The following is a 19,950-nucleotide window of genomic DNA, read 5'->3' on the forward strand; positions in this document are numbered from 1 at the left end:
GCTAGGACAAAAGTCCTAGCCTCTTTTTGTTGTCGAGCAAGACGCAGTGGTTGAGTGGGCTCACTACGCTGATTTCATCAGCTTTTACAGCCCTACTCAACTGTGCGAAGGAGGGACGACGAAATCGAATTCTAACGAATTACCGATTTCTGTCCCACTCACTTTCTTTTATTTCTTCCGATGAAAGAACCAACCCACTAACTTCTTGAAGAGTTGAATCAAGATGAGAGCGAGAACCGCCATGATGGCGCAGATAAGCAGCGTTTGAAGCCTCAAGGGGCTCATGTTAAAGAATTTCCCTAGGATACTACTTGAAACCAGAAAAGCTAGGATATTTCCTAGGAGAACCAGTCTCTTGTAGTGATTGAGAGGCTGGGATTCTTGGTAGATGATGGTAAAACCGACGAAGGCCATCAAGCAGATGGCTGCACTCGAGAGCTCTTCAGAACTCATGCCAAATGTTGAAGAGAGCAATACCAGACTGAAGATCAGTATAAAATCCGTCAAGGCAGCAGGTAGCGCATTTTTAAAGACCGTTTCAATAAAGCGTCCTTTGATGCGCTCGCTATTGGGCTCAAGCGCTAGGAAGAATCCTGGAATCCCAATTGTAAAACCACTGATCAAAGACATCTGCGACGGCATGATCGGATAGGTAAAGGCTAAGAGCGTCACTGAGATAGCCAACAAAATGGAGAAGATATTCTTGATCAAAAAGAGACTAGCTGATCGCTGAATGTTATTGACCACCCGACGACCTTCTGCCACGATAGACGGCATCTTCCCAAAGTCAGAATCCAGTAAGACCACTTGCGCCATCTTTTTGGTCGCATCATTTCCAGATTCCATCGCAATACTACAATCCGCTGTTTTTAAGGCTAAAATATCGTTGACGCCATCTCCTGTCATAGCGACCTTGTGTCCTTTTGCCTGCAAGCCTTCTACAAGGCTTTTCTTTTGCTCTGGGGTCACCCGACCAAAGACTGTATACTGGCTCGCCGCTTGGTGCAAGTCTTCTTCCGTCTGCAAGGTTCTGGCATCAATCAGGTCTTCTGCTCCTTCAATGCCTGCTTTTTGTGCAATAGCAGAGACAGTAGCTGGGTTGTCTCCTGAAATAACCTTGATGCTCACTCCTTGTTTCTTAAAGTAAGCAAAGGTTTCTTTGGCATTTTTTCTCAAAGGATTGGAGAGAATAATCCAGGCTACCAAATCTACAGGAGCCTCTAACGTCTCTCTAAGGTCTTCTCCTCTATATTTTCCAAAGGCCAAGACCCGATGGCCTGCCTGCGTAGCAGGGGCGATCTCTTTTTCAAGCTCAGAGAAGTCTTCTCTTAAGACAAATTCTGGTGCGCCTAATACATAGATCCCAGTTTCAAAGGCAATGGCCCCATACTTTTTCTTGGACGTAAAGGGCAGTATTTCAAGAGTCTTCCAAGGCCGGCCAACTGGTGTCTTGTGAAATTTTCGGATCGCATCCATGGTGTCATTTTGATCCATACTAGCCTTGACATACTGAGCTAGAGCTTCCAAGTCTTGAGCGTCTTTAGCTGGACGAATCTCTGTCACTTCCATACCAGGCTCTGTAATGGTCCCTGTCTTATCGACACAAAGGACATCCACGCGCGATAAGGTCTCAATCCCCTTCATGCTATTGAGCAGAACCTTTTCCTTGGCCAATCTGACAGCACCAAGAGCCAGTGCCAAGGTCATCAAGAGGTACAAACCTTCTGGAATCATCCCGATCAAGGCTCCGACTGTTGAAGTCACACTGAGCTTTAGGCTATCGCCTAGGCTGATATAGCTACGAAGAAAAAGGAGCGAGCCTAGAGGAATGATAAGGAGACCAATGATCCCTACGATGCGGTTAACTGCATGAACCATATCAGACTCCTCATGGGACTTGACCTGCTTGGCTTCCAAGCTCAATTGGTTGATGTAGGAGTCATTCCCCACTTTTTCCAATCGTGCCAGTCCTTGACCAGCAATCACAAAGCTACCTGACATGAGCGCATCTTGCGCTCCTTTTTTGACCTCATCAGCTTCACCTGTCAATTGCGACTCATCGACTTTTAGCTCGCCCTCCAGCAAGACCCCATCCGCATAGATCTGGTCTCCAGCTTGAAAGCGAACGAGATCACCCTCCACCAGCTGATCGATAGGTAGAGCGACTTCTTTACCTTCACGAAGAGCGATCGCCTCACTCATGTGTAGAAATTGCATCTGACGCAAGATCCGTCTAGAGCGGACTTCCTGTACAATACCAACTAAGGAGTTAACCACGACAATCGGGACAAACAAGAGGTTGTTCCAAGACTTCACTGCTACCAGCAAAATAGCCAAAATCAAAAATATCAGATTAAAGTAGGTAAAGACATTGTCTCGAATGATCTGTCCTAGGCTTTTTTCTGTCTTGATTGTGACCTTATTTTGCTTGCCCTCTTGGATCTTTTTTGCTACTTCTTCCTGACTGAGTCCTTCTAATCTATCCATTGCGTTCCTCACTCATGTATTTCCAAAGGCAGTCCTTCTGGATCAAAGAAAAATGCCATTTTCTTACCATCAAAGTCATCATAGCGAAGGCCTGTATTCTCAATACCTAGCTGATCCAATCTAGCTAGATACGCCTCGACATCTTCCACTTTAAAGGCTAGATGACGCAGTCCCGCATGCTCGGGCAAGGGAAGCTTAGGCCGTTCTGGGGCCGTCGGTTTGATAAAGAGTTCTAACGTCAGCTGGCCCTGACGGAGATTGATCAAGATATCTCCGCGTTCAGGACGGTCATATTCACTGACAATCGCAAAGCCCAACTGGTCCACATAGAAATGCAACATGGCATCGCGATCCCGTCCAATGATAGCAATATGATGAATCATGTCTAACTTCATCTGGTCCTACTTTCTATTTCCTATAAAAAGAAAAGGGAGTGGGACAAGCGCCCTTTTTCCCTATCCTTATGATTGTTGCAATACTTTCCGAGGCTTGGTTCCTTCAGCAGGTCCAATCACACCGGCTGCTTCCAACTCTTCCATGAGGCGAGTCGCTCGGTTAAAGCCAACGGATAAGCGGCGCTGAATCATCGAAGCACTGGCTTTTTGAGTTTCAACCACGAGCGCCTTGGCCTCTTCAAAGAGAGGATCGCCTTCATCAGAGCCACCCATGCCTCCGTCAAAGTCCGATTCCGACACTTCGCCTGGATCAAAGGCATCATCATAATCGGCTTCTGCCTGCTCCTTGATAAAGTTGACAATCCGCTCGACATCGTCATCTGAGATAAAGGATCCTTGCAGACGAATCGGGTGGTTTTCATCGATCGGTTTAAAGAGCATGTCTCCGCGACCGAGCAATTTCTCCGCTCCATTTTCATCCAAGATGGTCCGTGAGTCGGTCCCAGATGATACCGCAAAAGCGACACGGGAAGGCACATTGGCCTTGATCAAACCTGAGATAACGTCAACCGATGGCCGTTGAGTCGCAAGAATCATGTGGATCCCAGCCGCACGCGCCTTTTGTCCCAGGCGAATAATGGCATCTTCCACTTCTTTACTTGCGACCATCATCAAGTCTGCCAACTCATCGACAATGACCACGATCAATGGAAGTGGTACTTGCTTCATCTCAGACTGGGCATTGTACTCCGCAACCTTGGCATTAAAGCCAGCAATATTCCGAGCGCCCACTTTCGAGAAGAGCTCATAGCGATTTTCCATCTCATCGACAACCTTTTGTAGGGCTCGACTGGCCTTGCGTGGGTTGGTCACCACTGGAATCAAGAGGTGAGGAATATCATTATAGACAGAAAGCTCCACCATCTTTGGATCGACCATCATAAATTTGACTTCGTCCGGACGGGCCTTCATCAAGATACTCGAAATAATCCCATTAACCGCAACCGATTTACCAGATCCGGTAGAACCCGCTACCAAGAGATGGGGCATCCGAGCCAAATCAAAGGTCCGAGCTGAACCATCTACAGCCTTCCCAAGAGGAATCTCAAGGAGTTTAGCGGGGTCTGTTTTGGACTGCTCCCACAATTCACGGAAGGAAACGGTCGCAATCTCTGAGTTGGGCACTTCAATCCCGACCAGAGACTTCCCTGGAATCGGCGCTTCGATCCGCACATCCTTGGCTGCTAGGGCCAAAGCCAAATCATCTGCTAGGTTGGAGATACGGTTGACCCGTACACCGACAGCTGGCTTGACTTCATATTTGGTAACAGAAGGACCGATCTCCGCTCGCTCCACTGTCGCCTTGATGTTAAAGCTTGCAAAGGTTTCTTCCAGAATGCGGATATTCTGGCGAACGATGTTTTTCTCTTTGGATTGATTTTTGGGCTTATCAGGCGCAAAGAGATCAATCGTTGGGAGTTTGTACTGAAGGAGTTCCTTAGGCGTGAAGTCCACTTGAACTTCTTCCCCATCGTCCTCGAATTCTTCGGCTACCGGAAGCTCTTCATATTCTTCAGGCTCTTCCGGCCATTCTTCATCTGGCAGGTAGATTTCTGGCCTTGCTGGTGCAACAATCTCAGCTTCTGGGAAGGGCTCTGTAAAGGGCTCTTCCGCCAACACTTCTCCTGTTTCAGGATCTACAGGGTGCCCTTCCATAGAAAGGGGAGTTGGAAGAGCAGCTCTTGCTTCTTCTTGCTCTCTATCAGCTGCAGCAGCTTCCTCGGCAGCTCTCGCTTCTTTTTCAAGGAATTTCTGTTCGCGACGCTCTTTGCGTTTTTCCATAGAAGCATGGAAGACTTCGGACCCCTTTTCAAACAAATCATAGATGGAGTAAGGGCTCATCAAGAGGATCCCCAACCCGATAAAGAGAAGACCGATAAAATAAGAGCCAATATTTGAAAAAAGGAAGGAAATCGGAGCATAAAGAAGGGCACCGATCATACCACCACCAGCAAAACTCTCCACCCGCAGATGAATCAAGTCTGCCATGATCCTTGAAAAGGTAACCTTGATCCCATTATTGTCTAAATGAAGCGAAGATACAAAGAAGGCCTGAAACATCAAAAGAACCCCAGCAAAGAAACTTAGGAATCCTGAAATCACCCCTTCGTGTTTGTCCAGCCATTTAAAGGCATAGAGGTAGAAAAAGGTCGCTAAAATAGCCAAGTAAGCCAAACTCCCAACAAAGAGTCGGATCAAGTTGTAGGCCAAGACCCCTACTGCCCCCAATTTCAAGGACGCAAAAATTAAGACCAGACTAATCAGAATGGTCGCAATCATGCGATGAATTGCTTTTTTTCTTTCTAATTCTGCTTTGGACAGTCGTCTTGTCGACCGTGTTTTTTTTGATTGATTATTGTTTGCCATAACCTTTATTATATCACATTTCCAAGCTAGTTCTCTAGTAAAATCACTTCCTCTCCTGTGCGAAATAAACAACGAAAAGAGGATCGGACAAAAGTCCTAAGTCTCTCAATTGTCTTTGGATTGTCGAGCAAGACGCAGTGGTTGATGGGCTCTACTACGCTGATTTCATCAGCTTTTACAGCCCTACTCAACTGTGCGAAGGAGGGACGACGAAATCGAATTCTAACGAATTACCGATTTCTGTCCCACTCTCTCTTTAGAGCTGTTTAGAACGATATTCAATGATGTTCAAATTCCAAAATGGTTCTTACTCAGATTTTTTATCCTCCGGTGTGATGGTATCTAGAACTTGGTCGAATTTTTGCTCTCTTTCCAAGTCATGATCCATTTGAATGATATCGATTTGATCTTGTAAATTTGTCTGTTGGACTTGTGGTTTATATAGTGAGGTAAATCCTACTCCAATCACCAGTAGACTCGCCCCAAGGACGCAAAGTCTTTTGACATGCCAAGCCATAGGCAAGGGAATTTTTGCTCCGAAACCTGATTTATTGACCCAATCCGGATGTTCTCGCATCACGCGATTTGCTGCCATCAGAGGCTTCAAGTAGCCAAAGAGCGCAATGACCGTTGTCAAACCAATACCCCGAAGACGATTCTGATTGGACGGAGAAACATGGTTCACATCCATAAATACCATTCCCGTAATCACTAAAATAATGACCAGTAATAAGCCCAAAGATCTCCAAAGAACTTCTCTACGGTAACATTTCAATTCATCAAACGACATCTCGTTAAAATTCTTATTCATTTTTCAATAACTCCTTGTGTTTTCTCAGGTTCTTTCATTTAATCTCTATTTCGATTGTAGAATTTACAGATGATTGCCTTCATCCTTCAAGTATCGTTTAGCCTTTCGAACGATATAGAGCGACTCATCTTCTGAGACTAACTTGTGAAAGAGATCGTTTGCTCTATGCTTATCTCCTTTGAGAGCAGCATTCAAGGCTTGGTAGTAGATGATTTCCAACTGCTGGTACTTGAAGTCATTGCTTAAGTCTTCAAAATAATCATTGCTTTGGTGCGCAATGGTTAAATCATAAAGAGCGAGACAGACCTCTTTTGTTTTCTCAGCCAGTGTAGGGGCTGTAATGGTCAATCCATTTAACTGAGCCTCTAGCTCTTCTCTAGACAAATCAGGATCTGTCAGGACCGTTGATCGCATGAGATAACTCTCAAAAAAGTTCTTATATTTCTGCGGTAGTTCCTTCTGACTAAGTGCCTCCCTAGCTTCCTCTATGACAGTATCGAAATCTCCCATCATAAAAGAATAGGCGACCGATGTTAGCTTCATATCTATCTGTAAAATGGGCTTTTTCACATTCTTGTTCAACTGAAGGTATTGCTGCCAAAAAGCTATATCTAAGTCTACATGCAGCAAGGTGTTGCACTTGTTAGTGTAGCTCTTCTTGATCCATTGGATGAATAAAAACAAGCCTGCAAGGACAAATAAGAGACCACCCGTCTGAAGAAGGGTATCTCTGACCAATAATCCTATACAAACAATCAGAAGCATTGCCAACAAGCCAGCAGATCTAATATAGAGTCTATAGTTTTTTCGTAGAGTTTTATAATCCAATTTATATCCTCCTATTCATGATACAGTTTTTGAGGGAATTCGTTTGTTTTCCAACAAAACAACTTATCTCCCATCATACCGAATTATCCATCTATATGCAACTTCCTTCTTAATTAGTGATTTAGGCCAAAAAGAAAACACCCATACGGGTGAATGTTGCTTTAAAGAAATAAGAAAACTATTTCTTTTCCAAAATTTTTAAATAGTGTGTTTTCTTGAATTGACTACATAATGTTAACAAAACAAAGAAATACCACATTAAAAAACTGATAAACAATAACAAAAAGCTTCCGAAGGTAAGATATAAGATGGATAATCCTAAGGTGATGAGTCCAAAAACAAGAATTAGCAAATAGGATTTCAATCCATTCGACTTCTGTACTTTAAAATAATGCTCCGGCATTTCATAAGGAATGACATTCACTGTATACTTCTGCCTTCTGCGTTTCAATTGGCCTATAGCGATGACAAGCATCAATCCAAATGATAACACTAGTGGGATGAGGCCATGAAAGGATACTCGATCCGTTAACAGATAAATGCCATAAAAAAGGATGCCACTTGGAGTAAAGATAATGGGAAATGGAACACTGTTTCCGACATATAGTTTATTTTCTTTAGGATGATAAAATACTGTTCTTTTGAGATTCCCTTGATCTGCACCAAATTCGACCAAATCGCGTAAAGGGAATTGTTGTCGCTCCTTCGACGCTAATACGATTTGTTCAAAGTCCACTTCCGTAGGCTCCTGCTCAAGAGCTTTCTTTGCTTCTACTTGAGCTTGAAGATGCTCTTGGTAATACTTCAGTAATTCCTTATTTTTCCGTTTGGTACCAAGGAATTTAAGTGTAACTGAACGATCAGAAGTCCCATTGCCTATGACTTTTCCTTCCACATAAATTGGATAATTGGTGATCCCTCGAGACGTATTCTTTTCTCCCAAACGGACCACAATGGTGAATGGGTCTAGGCGATAGCGCTTGAAATTGCGATCGACCACTATTTCTGAGTTCCTAATCTCTATTCTTCCCATCGATGAAAAAGCAATCCAGCCAACTGTCACTAGAAGAGAACAAGCAGCCAATAAGGCTGTTAGGTTTTCAAAAAAATCATCTTCAAGCAGCGATTGAATGACAGCGATGAGCATTGACACTGCCAAAAAAATCAAAAAATACAGTGAACTTCTCGAGTAAATATAAAATTTACGTGGTTGTTTCATTTATGACTTTCTTCCTCTTTAAAAATCTATTTCACAGCTCTAAAAGTACTTTCCATCATACCGAATTTTCTATCTCTACGCAACTTCCTTCTTAATTAGTGATTTATCAAGCCTTGTCAATCTTGAAATAACTCTAGTGAATAGAGATTTCCATCTAAATTTGAAAGTATCGTAAAATTAAGGTACAATAGAGGAAGACAACTATGTTGGAAAGGAAGAATATGAAAAAATTAATCGCATTACTATTATTTTCCGGCTTGGCTTTAACAGCTTGTTCGTCCAATAAAACAGACGCTAACTCTTCAAGCTCAAGTAAAGAAAAGACAGAGCAGACAGCAACTTCTAGCTCTAGTGAAAAAGATCAAAAGAAAATTGAAGAAGAACAAAAGAAATTAGAACAACTGCGCAAAGATTTTAACGATGCCATGACCAATGAAAATGCCGTCTTCCCACAACTCTCAAATGAAGTGGCTGAAGACGAAGCAGAGGTTAAAATCACAACAACTGAAGGCGATATCACTGTGAAGCTCTTCCCTAAATATGCCCCACTTGCAGTTGAAAACTTCTTGACCCATGCAAAAGAAGGCTACTACAATGGCTTACTTTTCCACCGTGTCATTAACAACTTTATGATCCAAACTGGGGATCCTAAGGGAGATGGTACTGGTGGTGAATCCATCTGGAAGGGCAAAGACAAATCCAAAGATTCAGGTACTGGTTTTGAGAATGAGTATTCTCCATACCTTTACAACCTTCGTGGAGCCCTAGCCATGGCCAATTCTGGTCCAAATACCAACGGTAGTCAATTCTATATCAACCAAAATAAGGAAGATATTTCTAGCAAGCTCCCGACGGATCGCTTCCCAGCTAAGATCATCGATGCTTATAAAAATGGTGGAAATCCAACCCTTGATGGCGGTAACTACACTGTCTTTGGACAAGTCATCGATGGCATGGATGTCGTCGATAAAATTGCATCTGCCGAAACCGATGATAAGGACAAACCAAAAACGGACATCAAGATTGAAAAAATTGAAATCGTAAAAGACTACGATTTCAAGAAATAATGAGAAGAGAACCAAACGGTTCTCTTTTTAAGATATTGATAAACATTTTACATAAAATTAGCTAATAGATTCATTGGTAAATAAACTGAATTCTAATTATTTAAGACATCCATCTACTGAAACTTTCCGCTATGAGAAAAGTGCCTGAAACAATACAGTTTCAGGCACTCGGAATTATTTAGACCTTAGGCTCAATAATTAGTCATGGAACTTCTTCGAAGTTCGCTGACGTCCGTACTCACCTAAGGAAAGTTTCTAAGAAGTCTTTAACTTCAATCTGAAAAGAGAACCGCACGGTTCTCTTTTTGTGTTTACGTTAATTCATTAAAGTCCCAGATTTGGTCCATCCAGCCTTCATAGAAGTCTGGCTCGTGGCAAACCATGAGGATCGATCCCTTGTATTCTTTCAGGGCCCGTTTCAACTCTTCTTTGGCATCTACATCCAAGTGGTTGGTTGGTTCGTCTAGTACCAAGACATTGTTTTCACGGTTCATCAAGAGACAGAAGCGTACCTTGGCTTGCTCTCCACCGGATAACACCTGGATTTGGCTCTCGATATGTTTAGTGGTCAAGCCACAGCGGGCAAGGGCGGCACGGACTTCTGCTTGGTTGAGAGCCGGAAAGGCATTCCAGACTGCTTCAAGCGGTGTCTGACGATTGCCCCCTTCGACCTCTTGCTCGAAATAGCCAAGTTCTAGGTAATCTCCACGTTCTACTTCTCCAGCGATCGGTGAGATAATTCCTAACAAGTTCTTCAAGAGAGTGGTTTTCCCGATCCCGTTGGCCCCGATGATGGCCACCTTTTGATTGCGTTCAAAGGTTAGGTTCAAAGGCTTGGTTAAAGGACGGTCATAGCCAATCTGAAGATCCTTGGCCTGGAAGATAAAGCGTCCAGGAGTCCGGGCATTCTTAAATTCAAAGGAGGGTTTCGGTTTCTCACTTTGCAACTCAATGAGTTCCATCTTGTCCAGCTTCTTCTGACGAGACATGGCCATATTCCGTGTCGCCACACGCGCCTTATTGCGGGCTACGAAATCTTTCAAATCAGCAATCTCTTTTTGCTGGCGCTCATAAGCCGCTTCCAATTGCGATTTCTTCATTTCATAGACTTCAAGGAATTGGTAGTAGTCTCCTGAATAGCGGGTTAACTGCTGATTTTCCACATGGTAGACGATATTGATCACATCATTCAAGAAAGGAATGTCGTGGGAAATGAGGACAAAGGCATTTTCATAATTCTGCAAATAGCGTTTGAGCCAATCGATGTGCTCTGCATCCAAGTAGTTGGTCGGCTCGTCCAAGAGAAGGATATCTGGTTTTTCAAGGAGCAATTTAGCCAAAAGGACCTTGGTCCGTTGCCCACCTGACAAGGAGGTCACATCCGTATCCATGCCAAAGTCCATGACCCCAAGAGCACGCGCCACTTCATCAATCTTGGCATCCAAGGTATAAAAATCACGACTTTCTAGACGCTCTTGAAGTTCCCCAACCTCTTCCATCAAAGCATCGACATCGGCTCCCTCTTCCGCCATGGCCATATAGAGGTCATTGATGCGAGCTTCAGCTGTGAACAACTCATCAAAAGCGGTCCGTAAGACATCGCGAACCGTTTGTCCTTCTTCTAAGACCGAATGCTGGTCCAGATAACCTGCTGTCACGTACTTAGACCACTCAACCTTTCCTTCGTCTGGTTGCATTTTACCCGTCACGATGCTCATGAAGGTCGATTTCCCCTCACCATTGGCCCCGACAAGACCGATATGCTCTCCCTTTAACAAACGGAAGGACACATCCTCAAAAATCGCCCGGTCCCCAAAACCGTGACTCAAATTTTTCACTTCTAAAATACTCATGCTTGACTCTCTTTCATTGATTTCACTCGTATGATTATATCATCTTCACTGCAAAATGAAAAGGGAGCCCAACTCCCTTTAGAATATATATAAATAAATTATAAGTAAGATAGGTTACGCGATTTTGTCAAGAAATCAAAATAAGTTCTAACTTATGAATCTCATAAAGAATATACCGAAACTTTCCGCCGTGAGAAAAGTGCTAGAAACATTATTGTTTCTAGCACTCGGGAGTTTTGAGACCTTAGGCTCAAAACTAAGTCATGGAACTTCTTTGAAGTTCGCTGACGTCCGTACTCACCTAAGGAAAGCTTCTGGCATACTTTTATTATATATCTGAAGAAAACCCAACTCCCTTTTCTTTTACAAACCTAATTCTGCGTATGGTTTTCGGTAGCCCACTTGAACAACTTTTCCGTCTTTGACAAGCAAAGGCCGCTTGATCAGCATACCGTCTGAAGCAAGGAGATCCGCCGCTTCTTTCACTGTCAGTTGATCCACCTTATCTTTCAAACCGAGTTCACGGTATTTCATTCCGCTAGTATTGAAGAAAGACTTGATCGGTAGGCCAGATGCTGCCATCCAGTCTTGCAATTCTTTGCTAGTCGGTGTTTCTGTGACAATGTTTTGGCTTTGGAACTCACATTGGAGACCGTCCAATTCTGATTTAGCCTTTCGACAAGTCGAACATTTTGGATATTCAATAAAGGTATACATCGATTTCACTTCTCCTTCCAGGTAATTCCTTCGTGTTGTAAGAGCCAGCGTTTGCGATCGAGTCCAGACGCGTAGCCCGTCAGTTGTCCATCTTTTCCCATCACACGGTGACAAGGGACTAAGATCGTCAAGGGATTGCGTCCGACAGCCTGTCCCACGGCCTGGGCTGAACCACAAGAAAGATCCTGGGCAAGTTGGCCATAGGTCTTGGTCTCACCATATGGGATCTCTCGCAATAACTGCCACACCCGCTCTTGAAAGGCTGTCCCTTGCGGTGCTAGTGGAAAGCTGATAGCGATTGGCTCCCCAGCAAAATAGTGATCCAACCACTCCTTTACCTTATCATGGTAGGGATGGATCTGTTCCAGCGCCCCATAGGGATCAGGAGCATCCTCTTTCGGATCATAAAAATCAAGCTCTACAAGGCCTTCTTCACTGACAATGATCGAAAGAAGCCCCATAGGGCTTTCATAAAATTGTTTAAGATAGAGAGTCATTGTAGGCTGCTTCTGCTCTTTGGTCCCAGCGGTCCTCTTCTGAGACCACTTGGAATAGACTAGTTTCTGCTTTTCGCTTGATCTTTTGATAAGCCAGGCGGACGCCATCAATAGGGACCTTTCCACAATAATGGTAACCCAATTTTTCAAGCAAATGCTGCATCACCAGATTATCCGGGTGCGTATCGCAACGGAAATCCGGTCCTTTTTCTCCTTCGATTAAACCTTGAAGGAAGGTCTGAGCCACCCCTTTCCCAGCAGCTTCTTTGGCTACAGCGACACGGTGAAAAGTGACATACATATAATTGTCATGCTCCCACTTGCCATCATAAATCTCATTATAGGCCGCTTCATTTCCCTTGTGGACGGCCGCATAGGCGACAACTTCCTGATTTTCAACCGCCACATAGCCACGACTTTCTAGAATATCCTCAAAAATGATCTCTTCATCTGGATAGCCATCCTGCCACTGGTCGACCTGTCTTTGAGCCAGGCTTTCCTTGGCATCTTGGATAATTTCCATAATTCGCTTAATCTCGTTGGGATAAGCCATTCTAATTTCCATCCTGCTTCCAACCTTTCCTAGTCTTGATGGTAACGAGCATAGAGCTCACTCTTTTGCAGGCCATATTGTTTGGCGACCTGTTTAATTGCTTGATTTTTCTTCATGCCCTCTTGGACCAAGGTGTCGATCTCTTGAATCAAGTCGACCTCTTCTAGGTCTAGCTCTTCTTCCTTGGCTCCTTCGACGATCAAGAGACACTCCCCTTTGAGGGGATTTTCTTCAAGAAATGCGACTAACTCAGAAATACTGCCACGAGTATATTCCTCGTAGATCTTGGTCAATTCACGAACCAGGACGACCGAACGATCCCCATAGACAGCCAACATATTCTCTAAGGTCGCCTTCACCCGATGGGGCGACTCATAAAAGATCTGAGTCTCAGGATAGGCCACTTTTTCTTGGAAAAAAGCCTTCTGTTGCCCCTCTTTGCGAGGCAGAAATCCATAAAAAATATGAGGTTGAGGGGCTAGGCCACTGGCAATCAAACCCGTTATACCTGCACTAGGACCAGGCACAGCTACGACAGGAATCTCGCGTTCAATCGCTGCCTTGACCAAATCATGACCAGGGTCAGAGATACTAGGGAGTCCTGCATCTGAGACTTGCGCCACATCCTTTCCGGATTCTAAATGGGCGATCAAATCTGGAATTTTCTCCATGGCATTATGCTCATGAAAGCTAGTCTGGGGTGTCGCAATCTCAAAATGCTTGAGCAAGAGGCCTGTATTTCTAGTATCCTCAGCTGCAATCAAGTCCACATCCTTTAAGGTCTGGACCATGCGGTAACTCATATCCTCCCGGTTACCGATCGGTGTTGGAACCAGGTAAAGCACCCCAGTTTTCTTTTCCCCTTTAAAACTTCGTTGGATCTGCATGTTTACTCCCTAAATAACAACTCGTCACAAAACATACACTCTTCATCGTTCTCACGGCGTTGACCGTAGGAATAAGTGCAGATATGAAAACCGTCATTGTAAATACGTTGCAAATTTTCACGACCATGGTGTTGGGACTTTGCGGATGAAGTCTTCTCAACTTCCCCCAAACGCTCTCTCAATTTATCATTTTCTAAGCGAAGAGCTGTATTTTCTTCGATGACTTGTTTCAAATTTTTCTTGATGGCTTCGACTTCAGCCAAGGTGACCAACAAATTCTGAGAAAAGCCGTCTAAAGCATCAAATAATTCTTTTTTATTCATTCTGACTCCTTAACTTTCTAAGCTCAAAACCATATATTCTAGAGCATTTTGAAAAGAAACATTGGCCTTCCACATCCTGCGAGCAAGACTCAATTTCTCAAGCAACTGCTGGGATCTACTCAAACGCAACTGCTCTTCTAAAGCCAACTCCATCAAACGAAAGGCTTGGCTTTGTTTTTCCTTATCATCTGCTAGGCTCACTAAGCGGGTCACTTCCAAATAAGCACGATTCAAATTGGATTGACACCGTTCGATGAACTGATCACAAACTTTTGCTAGTTCAAAAAACGTAGCATTCTTTTTTTGTTGCTCTGCTTCTTCGAGACTAAAACTAAAACGAGCTACTAAATTTGCCTGTGACTTGATCAAGCCTTCTTTTTCTAGCAGTTCGGTTAGGTAGGCTTGCTTTTTAGGAAAATGGACCTGCTGGGCCCGACTCTTGATAGTCGGTAAGATCAAGTTTTCATCGGATGTCAACAAGAAGAGATAGATCTCACTCTGGGGTTCTTCCATGACTTTTAAGAGAGAGTTGGCCGCATTGGTATGCATCTTATCCGCATCTTGGACGATAAAGACCTGGCGACTGCCTTCAAATCCTGATTGAGAAAAGTCTTGAACGAGCGAGCGAATACGGTCAGTCTTAATGATCTGGTTGACTGGACGCACGATCTTTACGTCTGAGAATTCTTCTTCTTCAATCAAGCGGCAGGAACGGCATTTGCCACAAGGCCAGACTCCCTGCAAGTCTTCGCAAAATTGACTTTGAGCTAGCAAGAGGGCCATCTCAAAACTGGCAAAAGAGCCTGTAAAAAGATAAGCATGACTGAGCTGTTTGTGTTCTAAGATCTGGGTGAAGCGCTCCACCAATTCTGGCTGAAGCTGTTGGATCTCTTCTAGCTTCATTTCAATATCCCCAAGCGATTTTCTAAAACAGCCAAGACATCCGCAAAGACTGCTTCAAAGGATTGACTGGCATCGATTTTCACAATGCGCTCTGGCTCCTTTTCATACAAGGCCAAATAACCTTGTCTGACTTTTTGGTGAAGCTCCAAACCTTCCAAATCCAAACGATTGACTTCCCGCTCTTGGTTTTTGGCAATTCGGGCGAGCCCTTCTTCGACATCCAGATCAAAGTAAAGGGTGAGATCTGGTTTAAGACCATCTGTCGCGAATTGATTGAGCCACTCGATATCTTCCACACTCAGACCGCGACCATACCCTTGATAAGCGACAGAGCTATCAATAAAGCGGTCCATCAAGACGATTTTCCCAGCTGCAAGGGCTGGCAAGACACGTTCCACCAAATGCTGCCGGCGACTAGCAATATAGAGCAACAACTCGGTCTTGGCATCCATACTAGTATGGTCTGGATCCAAAATGACTTGGCGGATCTTTTCGGCAATGTCGACACCACCTGGTTCACGGGTTGTAATAAAAGGAATTCCTTTTTCTTCAAGTAGAGGCAAAATGGCTTCTAGGACCGATGATTTTCCCGCTCCTTCTGGACCTTCAAATGAAATTAATGTACCGTTTACCATAGTATCCTCTTTCTGTTTTTCTTCTTTTTATTTTACCAAAAATAAGGGTAAAAATCTTGTATTTTAGGAGAGAAAATTTTTCAAAGTCATTTTCATTTTTTCACTTTTTTGTTACAATATTCTTATAAAGTTTTAGGAGACAACCTATCATGTTTAAATTTAAAGATATTCTGGCTATCATTTTTGGGGCCGGCATTTTTTCGTTTGGGATCTATTTTTTAGTCATTCCCTTTCACTTCTATGAAGGAGGAGCAACAGGGATTACCTTGATTACCTATTACCTTTTCAAAATCCCTGTATCCATCATGAACTTGCTGATCAATATCCCTCTCTTCGTTTTGGCTTGGAAGCTGCTGGGCAAGAAATCTCTTTATCTGAGCTTACTGGGGACTTTCTCGGTTTCGGCTTGGATGGCTATTTTTGAAGCCATGCCCCTCAGCCACCGCTACCATCACTTCATCTTTGACGCCTTTAAAGGAGATATTCTGCTTGCCTGTATTGCCTCAGGGGTTGTGCTTGGTTTGGGGCTAGGGATCATCTTCAATGCTGGAGGAACCACTGGAGGAACAGATATCCTCGCTCGCATCTTTAATAAATACACTTCCCTCAGTATGGGAAAACTCATGTTGATTGTAGATGCCATTGTTCTGACAACTGTTGTCGTAGTCTTCCAAGATGTCCGTACCGCCATGTATACTCTCTTCTTCATCCTGATTGACACCCTGGTGATCGACTTGATTGGAGAAGGTGGTTTTGCTGGAAAAGGCTTCCTCATCGTTACATCTAAACCAGAAGAAATTGCCCAAAAGGTATCTGACGATCTGGGTCGCGGGATTACCTTTATCCGCGGGATGGGCTATTACAGCCGTAAGGACCTGGATATCGTCTACTGTGTCGTTTCGCGGAATGAGATGAAACAAATGAAAGACATCATCAATCGTATTGATCCATTCGCCTTTATTACGATTTCCGAAGCCCATGAAATTCTCGGCGAAGGCTTCACTTTAGATAAAGAAAAACAACCCATTACCCGTTAATAGAAAAATCAGACTGGATTGTCATCCAGCCTGATTTTTTATTAAATAGCTTTTGCGGTTGTTCGAATGATTTCATCGACTTTCAAACCGTTGGCTTCAAATTTAGTACGGATCCCTTCTAGATCTGTCACCCCATCAATTTGAACTTCGATGACGACACGATCGTCTTTGGTTGGGATATTGACTGTATTTGCGATGTTATACCCTTCTTCTACAATCAAGTGAATGATTTGCTCTAGAACGCCAACCTTATCTTCCGTCACGAAGCGTACACGGACTCCTTCTTCTCCATAACCGGATACTTCAAGGAAGGCACGGAAAATATCACGATCCGTGATGACACCGGATACTTGCTCATTGTCTACGACTGGAAGAATTCCCACCTTGTTCTTATACATGAGGTAGGTCGCATCTTCTAAGCTTGCAAATTTTGAGACGGTAATGACATCGCGAAGCATCACATCTTTGACCTTGGTCTTGTTCAAGAGATAGTTCATTTCATAAATCGACAAGCTGGTTGCTTTAGATGGACTTGCTTCTGCAATCGTACCTTCTGTCACCAAGCCAACTAATTGATCATTTTCAATGACCGGCAAACGGTGTAAGCCTTGTTCGCGCATCAAATCTGCCGCGTGGGCAATTGTAGTATCTGGACTAATGTAAACCACTTTACGTGTCATAAAATCTTTAACAGCCATAACAAGTTCTCCTATGCTTTTATTAGTTTCATTATACTTGATTTTAAGAATGATTTCAAACGCTTTCAGCAGTTTTCTCTTGTTTTCAAAATTTAGAAAAATCAAACACACGTACCTTTTTATGCAACATTTAATCTTGTAAACTAATCTTAGTCACTAGTAACCGATTTATTAGAAGATAAGGAAAGTACAAATACCACAATGGATAATAATAAGAATATACCCCAGGCAAACTGAGAGTTCCACATAGATAAACTTGTAAATAAAATAGTTGCTATTGGCATTGATAATACTGATATAACCTTAAAAAAACTACTAGTTTGTGCAAGAATATCCGGTGGAAGTTTTGCCATTAAGAGACTATTTAATTTGGGATTTACCTTACTACTAAGATACATCATGAATGCCAACACACTAAAGGAAATAATTTCCAAACCATTTATCCAACCACATATTCCTATGACTATTAATAATCCACTATCTATTTGAAGTATTTTAATAAGTGATAGTTTAGAAAAATAATCATTAGGGGTCATTCCACCAATTAGGGCTGAAACAAATAATATTGTTTGAAGTAAAAATACCGACTGAGCAAAAGATAAACCAAAAGGAGTTATTTCTGTAAATTTCAGATTGTACATTATTAAAATAGCACTGCCTAACGAATTTAATCCTAAAATTGAAAAAATCATTAGACCAAAACGTACTTTCTCTTGATATTTAAATATACTTTTACTATTTTTGTAAAGGTTCTTAAGTTGTGAGATAAACCCATTTTCTGGTGAATAATTAACTTCTGGATGTGTCAATTGTCTTTGGATTTTAAGCAATACCATCGATGATAATAAGAAACTTATAGCATTTATCGTAGCTAAAAAGAAGAAATTATTATGAGAAATCGTTAGTAACCAAACTCCCAAAGTTTGACCAGAAATCAAAGTTATTTGACTAATTACTTGATCAAAAGAGTACGCTTCCATCAGCTCTTCTTCGGGAATGTGGGACTGAAACATGGGTAATACTAAGCCTCTTCTGTACTCTGCAATACAATCTGATAGGATGTTAATGAAACATACAATCGAGAAAACTAGCCATGAATTTTCTTTCGATAAGAACGCAACCATAATAAATAATACTGCTTGTATATATCCTAATAATAGCAACCACAATTTCTTATTCTTTGTTTTGTCAGCCTGCATTGCAATAAAAAGAGCACAAATCGTTGGAATATATTGTATAAAACTTGCTACACCAACCGCCAATTTACTATTCGCCATACTTGCTGCAAATACTACAAAAACAAGATTATAAATAGTTGATCCTAAATCATCGAAGAAACTAGATAAGACCAGATTCCTAAAAAAAATATTTCTTAAAAAAACTTTCATCTGCTATACCTTTCTAATAGAAACTTGATAGACATAACTTCATTCAAATAAAAAATATTTTTAAGTTTTTCAGAATTACTTTTTCTTTTATATGAATTAACAAAATATCGAAGTATTTAATTGTTATATCTAAATATAGTTTACTACTAAATTTTAAATATTTAACAGAGTTTCAAATATGAAATATCCTATCTCATACATCTGATCTTTTGCCTAATTTATATGTATCCCAAACTGGTCCAATTTTACCTCTAAAATATTAATCAGTTGACTATCACCAACAACTCGAAGAGACTCTATAAATTGTTTAATTTCCTTTTTAGAATTTTTTGACTTTAAGTAACCATTTACTAATTTTAAAAATTTTAACAACATGATTTCTAGCATATCATATGGGAAAAGAAGCTTTTCTAGCTCGAGTATAAACAATGGAACTTGAGTATCAATTTTTCTTAAAATCAATTCGCCAATTAAATTTATGTACGTTAATTTTAAAGAACTTAAATTGTGTTTAAGAAAATTATAATCTTTAGTCCTTTCCGCAAGCTGATCTCCAAAAAATAATAGATCTTCATCTGAAATTAAAGTCATTGTATTTCCAAATACATATAATTCAAACCATGTCCAAGATTCAATTGAAAATAGATAATCTACCAATACTTTTCTATCTTCTATATTTCTTTCATAGTTTTGATCTAATGAATGTATCGCATTTTCAATAATGAATGACTGAATTCTTTGATATCGATCCGTCTCTTCACTCTGTAATACTTCAGTTAATAGATACTCTAATCCTTTAATATCCTGTTTCAAAAATAAAGTGGATATCTTCTTACCTAAAATAATATCTTTAGGTAATTCATAATTATTTAATTTATGGCCAAACTCTTCAAAAGTCATGTGGATTGATTCTATCGCTATTAATAATTTATCAGCACTTAACATCGTTTGCCCATTTTCAAATTTAGACAATTGTGCTATGCTTAACCCTTTCCTAGCAACATCCTTTTGTTTTAAGCCTCTGGCAATTCTCAGTTCCTTATATAATTCACCCAATTGAATTTTTCGATCTATATGCATAACTTATAATCCATTTCAATCATTAGTAATTACGTTTATTTTACCAAATTAATAAAGGAAATTATATATTTTAAATTATTTTACTAAGAAAAAATCTTAGCCAGTAAAAATGAAAAAAGAGAGTGGGACAGAAATCGGTAATTCG

18 protein-coding genes and 2 pseudogenes are annotated in these 19,950 nt (G+C 41.6%); 2 read left to right on the forward strand and 18 right to left on the reverse strand.

Annotation, left to right across the window (positions count from 1 at the left end; translation table 11 throughout):
• Positions 1–168 precede the first annotated feature (168 nt).
• The 7 genes and pseudogenes from HMPREF3002_RS05020 to HMPREF3002_RS05045 form a co-directional block, all read right to left on the reverse strand.
• Positions 169–2,487 (reverse strand): HAD-IC family P-type ATPase, encoded by a 2,319-nt coding sequence (locus HMPREF3002_RS05020; protein WP_070665447.1) that lies wholly within the window; start codon positions 2,485–2,487, stop codon positions 169–171.
• A gap of 8 nt (positions 2,488–2,495) precedes the next feature.
• Complete coding sequence (locus HMPREF3002_RS05025) at positions 2,496–2,882, reverse strand: SMU1112c/YaeR family gloxylase I-like metalloprotein (RefSeq protein WP_070665448.1); 387 nt, start codon at positions 2,880–2,882, stop codon at positions 2,496–2,498.
• 66 nt (positions 2,883–2,948) lie between these two features.
• A pseudogene (locus tag HMPREF3002_RS11410) lies at positions 2,949–4,481 on the reverse strand (DNA translocase FtsK); the annotation flags it as partial.
• 218 nt (positions 4,482–4,699) lie between these two features.
• Positions 4,700–5,309: pseudogene (locus tag HMPREF3002_RS11415) on the reverse strand (DNA translocase FtsK); the annotation flags it as partial.
• Between the two features lie 307 nt (positions 5,310–5,616).
• Positions 5,617–6,120 (reverse strand): hypothetical protein, encoded by a 504-nt coding sequence (locus HMPREF3002_RS05035; RefSeq protein WP_070665450.1) that lies wholly within the window; start codon positions 6,118–6,120, stop codon positions 5,617–5,619.
• A 63-nt stretch (positions 6,121–6,183) separates the two neighbouring features.
• Positions 6,184–6,948: a hypothetical protein gene (locus tag HMPREF3002_RS05040; protein WP_070665451.1), complete on the reverse strand. Its 765-nt coding sequence runs from the start codon at positions 6,946–6,948 to the stop codon at positions 6,184–6,186.
• Between the two features lie 178 nt (positions 6,949–7,126).
• The gene (locus HMPREF3002_RS05045) at positions 7,127–8,167 is read right to left on the reverse strand and encodes a hypothetical protein (protein ID WP_083312663.1); all 1,041 of its coding nucleotides are present in this window, start codon (positions 8,165–8,167) and stop codon (positions 7,127–7,129) included.
• 221 nt (positions 8,168–8,388) lie between these two features.
• On the opposite strand from HMPREF3002_RS05045, the gene HMPREF3002_RS05050 reads away from it, so the two are divergent.
• Complete coding sequence (locus tag HMPREF3002_RS05050; protein ID WP_070665700.1) at positions 8,389–9,234, forward strand: peptidylprolyl isomerase; 846 nt, start codon at positions 8,389–8,391, stop codon at positions 9,232–9,234.
• 311 nt (positions 9,235–9,545) lie between these two features.
• Here HMPREF3002_RS05050 and HMPREF3002_RS05055 read toward each other — a convergent pair whose 3' ends face one another.
• From HMPREF3002_RS05055 to tmk, 8 genes are all read right to left on the reverse strand, one after another.
• Positions 9,546–11,087 carry an ABC-F family ATP-binding cassette domain-containing protein gene (locus tag HMPREF3002_RS05055; protein WP_070665452.1) on the reverse strand — a complete coding sequence of 514 codons (1,542 nt, stop codon included), beginning with the start codon at positions 11,085–11,087 and terminating at the stop codon, positions 9,546–9,548.
• Positions 11,088–11,450: 363 nt separating this feature from the next.
• Positions 11,451–11,804, reverse strand: coding sequence for an arsenate reductase family protein (locus tag HMPREF3002_RS05060; protein WP_070665453.1), 354 nt, complete (start codon positions 11,802–11,804; stop codon positions 11,451–11,453).
• Positions 11,805–11,809: 5 nt separating this feature from the next.
• Positions 11,810–12,301, reverse strand: coding sequence for a methylated-DNA--[protein]-cysteine S-methyltransferase (locus HMPREF3002_RS05065; RefSeq protein ID WP_070665454.1), 492 nt, complete (start codon positions 12,299–12,301; stop codon positions 11,810–11,812).
• Entirely contained in the window at positions 12,285–12,866 is a 582-nt protein-coding gene (locus HMPREF3002_RS05070; protein ID WP_024055250.1) for a GNAT family N-acetyltransferase, read from the reverse strand. Before HMPREF3002_RS05070 ends, HMPREF3002_RS05065 begins: the two co-directional genes overlap by 17 nt.
• 17 nt (positions 12,867–12,883) lie before the next feature.
• Positions 12,884–13,741, reverse strand: a complete 858-nt coding sequence (gene rsmI / locus HMPREF3002_RS05075; RefSeq protein WP_003008262.1) for a 16S rRNA (cytidine(1402)-2'-O)-methyltransferase — start codon at positions 13,739–13,741, stop codon at positions 12,884–12,886.
• Positions 13,742–13,743: 2 nt separating this feature from the next.
• Positions 13,744–14,064: a DNA replication initiation control protein YabA gene (gene yabA / locus HMPREF3002_RS05080; RefSeq protein ID WP_003005416.1), complete on the reverse strand. Its 321-nt coding sequence runs from the start codon at positions 14,062–14,064 to the stop codon at positions 13,744–13,746.
• 9 nt (positions 14,065–14,073) lie between these two features.
• Positions 14,074–14,967, reverse strand: a complete 894-nt coding sequence (locus tag HMPREF3002_RS05085; RefSeq protein ID WP_049491212.1) for a DNA polymerase III subunit delta' — start codon at positions 14,965–14,967, stop codon at positions 14,074–14,076.
• Entirely contained in the window at positions 14,964–15,602 is a 639-nt protein-coding gene (gene tmk, locus HMPREF3002_RS05090) for a dTMP kinase (protein WP_070665455.1), read from the reverse strand. The genes HMPREF3002_RS05085 and tmk overlap by 4 nt, the downstream gene beginning before the upstream one ends.
• A 149-nt stretch (positions 15,603–15,751) precedes the next feature.
• Here tmk and HMPREF3002_RS05095 point away from each other — a divergent pair, with 149 nt between their 5' ends.
• Positions 15,752–16,639, forward strand: a complete 888-nt coding sequence (locus tag HMPREF3002_RS05095) for a YitT family protein (RefSeq protein WP_014713700.1) — start codon at positions 15,752–15,754, stop codon at positions 16,637–16,639.
• 41 nt (positions 16,640–16,680) lie between these two features.
• On the opposite strand, the gene HMPREF3002_RS05100 is transcribed toward HMPREF3002_RS05095, so the two are convergent.
• The 3 genes from HMPREF3002_RS05100 to HMPREF3002_RS05110 form a co-directional block, all read right to left on the reverse strand.
• A complete protein-coding gene (locus HMPREF3002_RS05100; protein WP_024055245.1) occupies positions 16,681–17,337 on the reverse strand; it encodes a CBS domain-containing protein in 657 nt (218 codons plus the stop codon).
• A gap of 149 nt (positions 17,338–17,486) precedes the next feature.
• Positions 17,487–18,725: an MFS transporter gene (locus tag HMPREF3002_RS05105; protein WP_045759741.1), complete on the reverse strand. Its 1,239-nt coding sequence runs from the start codon at positions 18,723–18,725 to the stop codon at positions 17,487–17,489.
• Positions 18,726–18,938: 213 nt separating this feature from the next.
• Positions 18,939–19,805 (reverse strand): Rgg/GadR/MutR family transcriptional regulator, encoded by an 867-nt coding sequence (locus tag HMPREF3002_RS05110; RefSeq protein WP_021153668.1) that lies wholly within the window; start codon positions 19,803–19,805, stop codon positions 18,939–18,941.
• Positions 19,806–19,950: the final 145 nt, after the last annotated feature.

Source organism: Streptococcus sp. HMSC065E03 (assembly GCF_001815045.1).
In the GTDB taxonomy this organism is placed as follows: domain Bacteria; phylum Bacillota; class Bacilli; order Lactobacillales; family Streptococcaceae; genus Streptococcus; species Streptococcus parasanguinis_AD.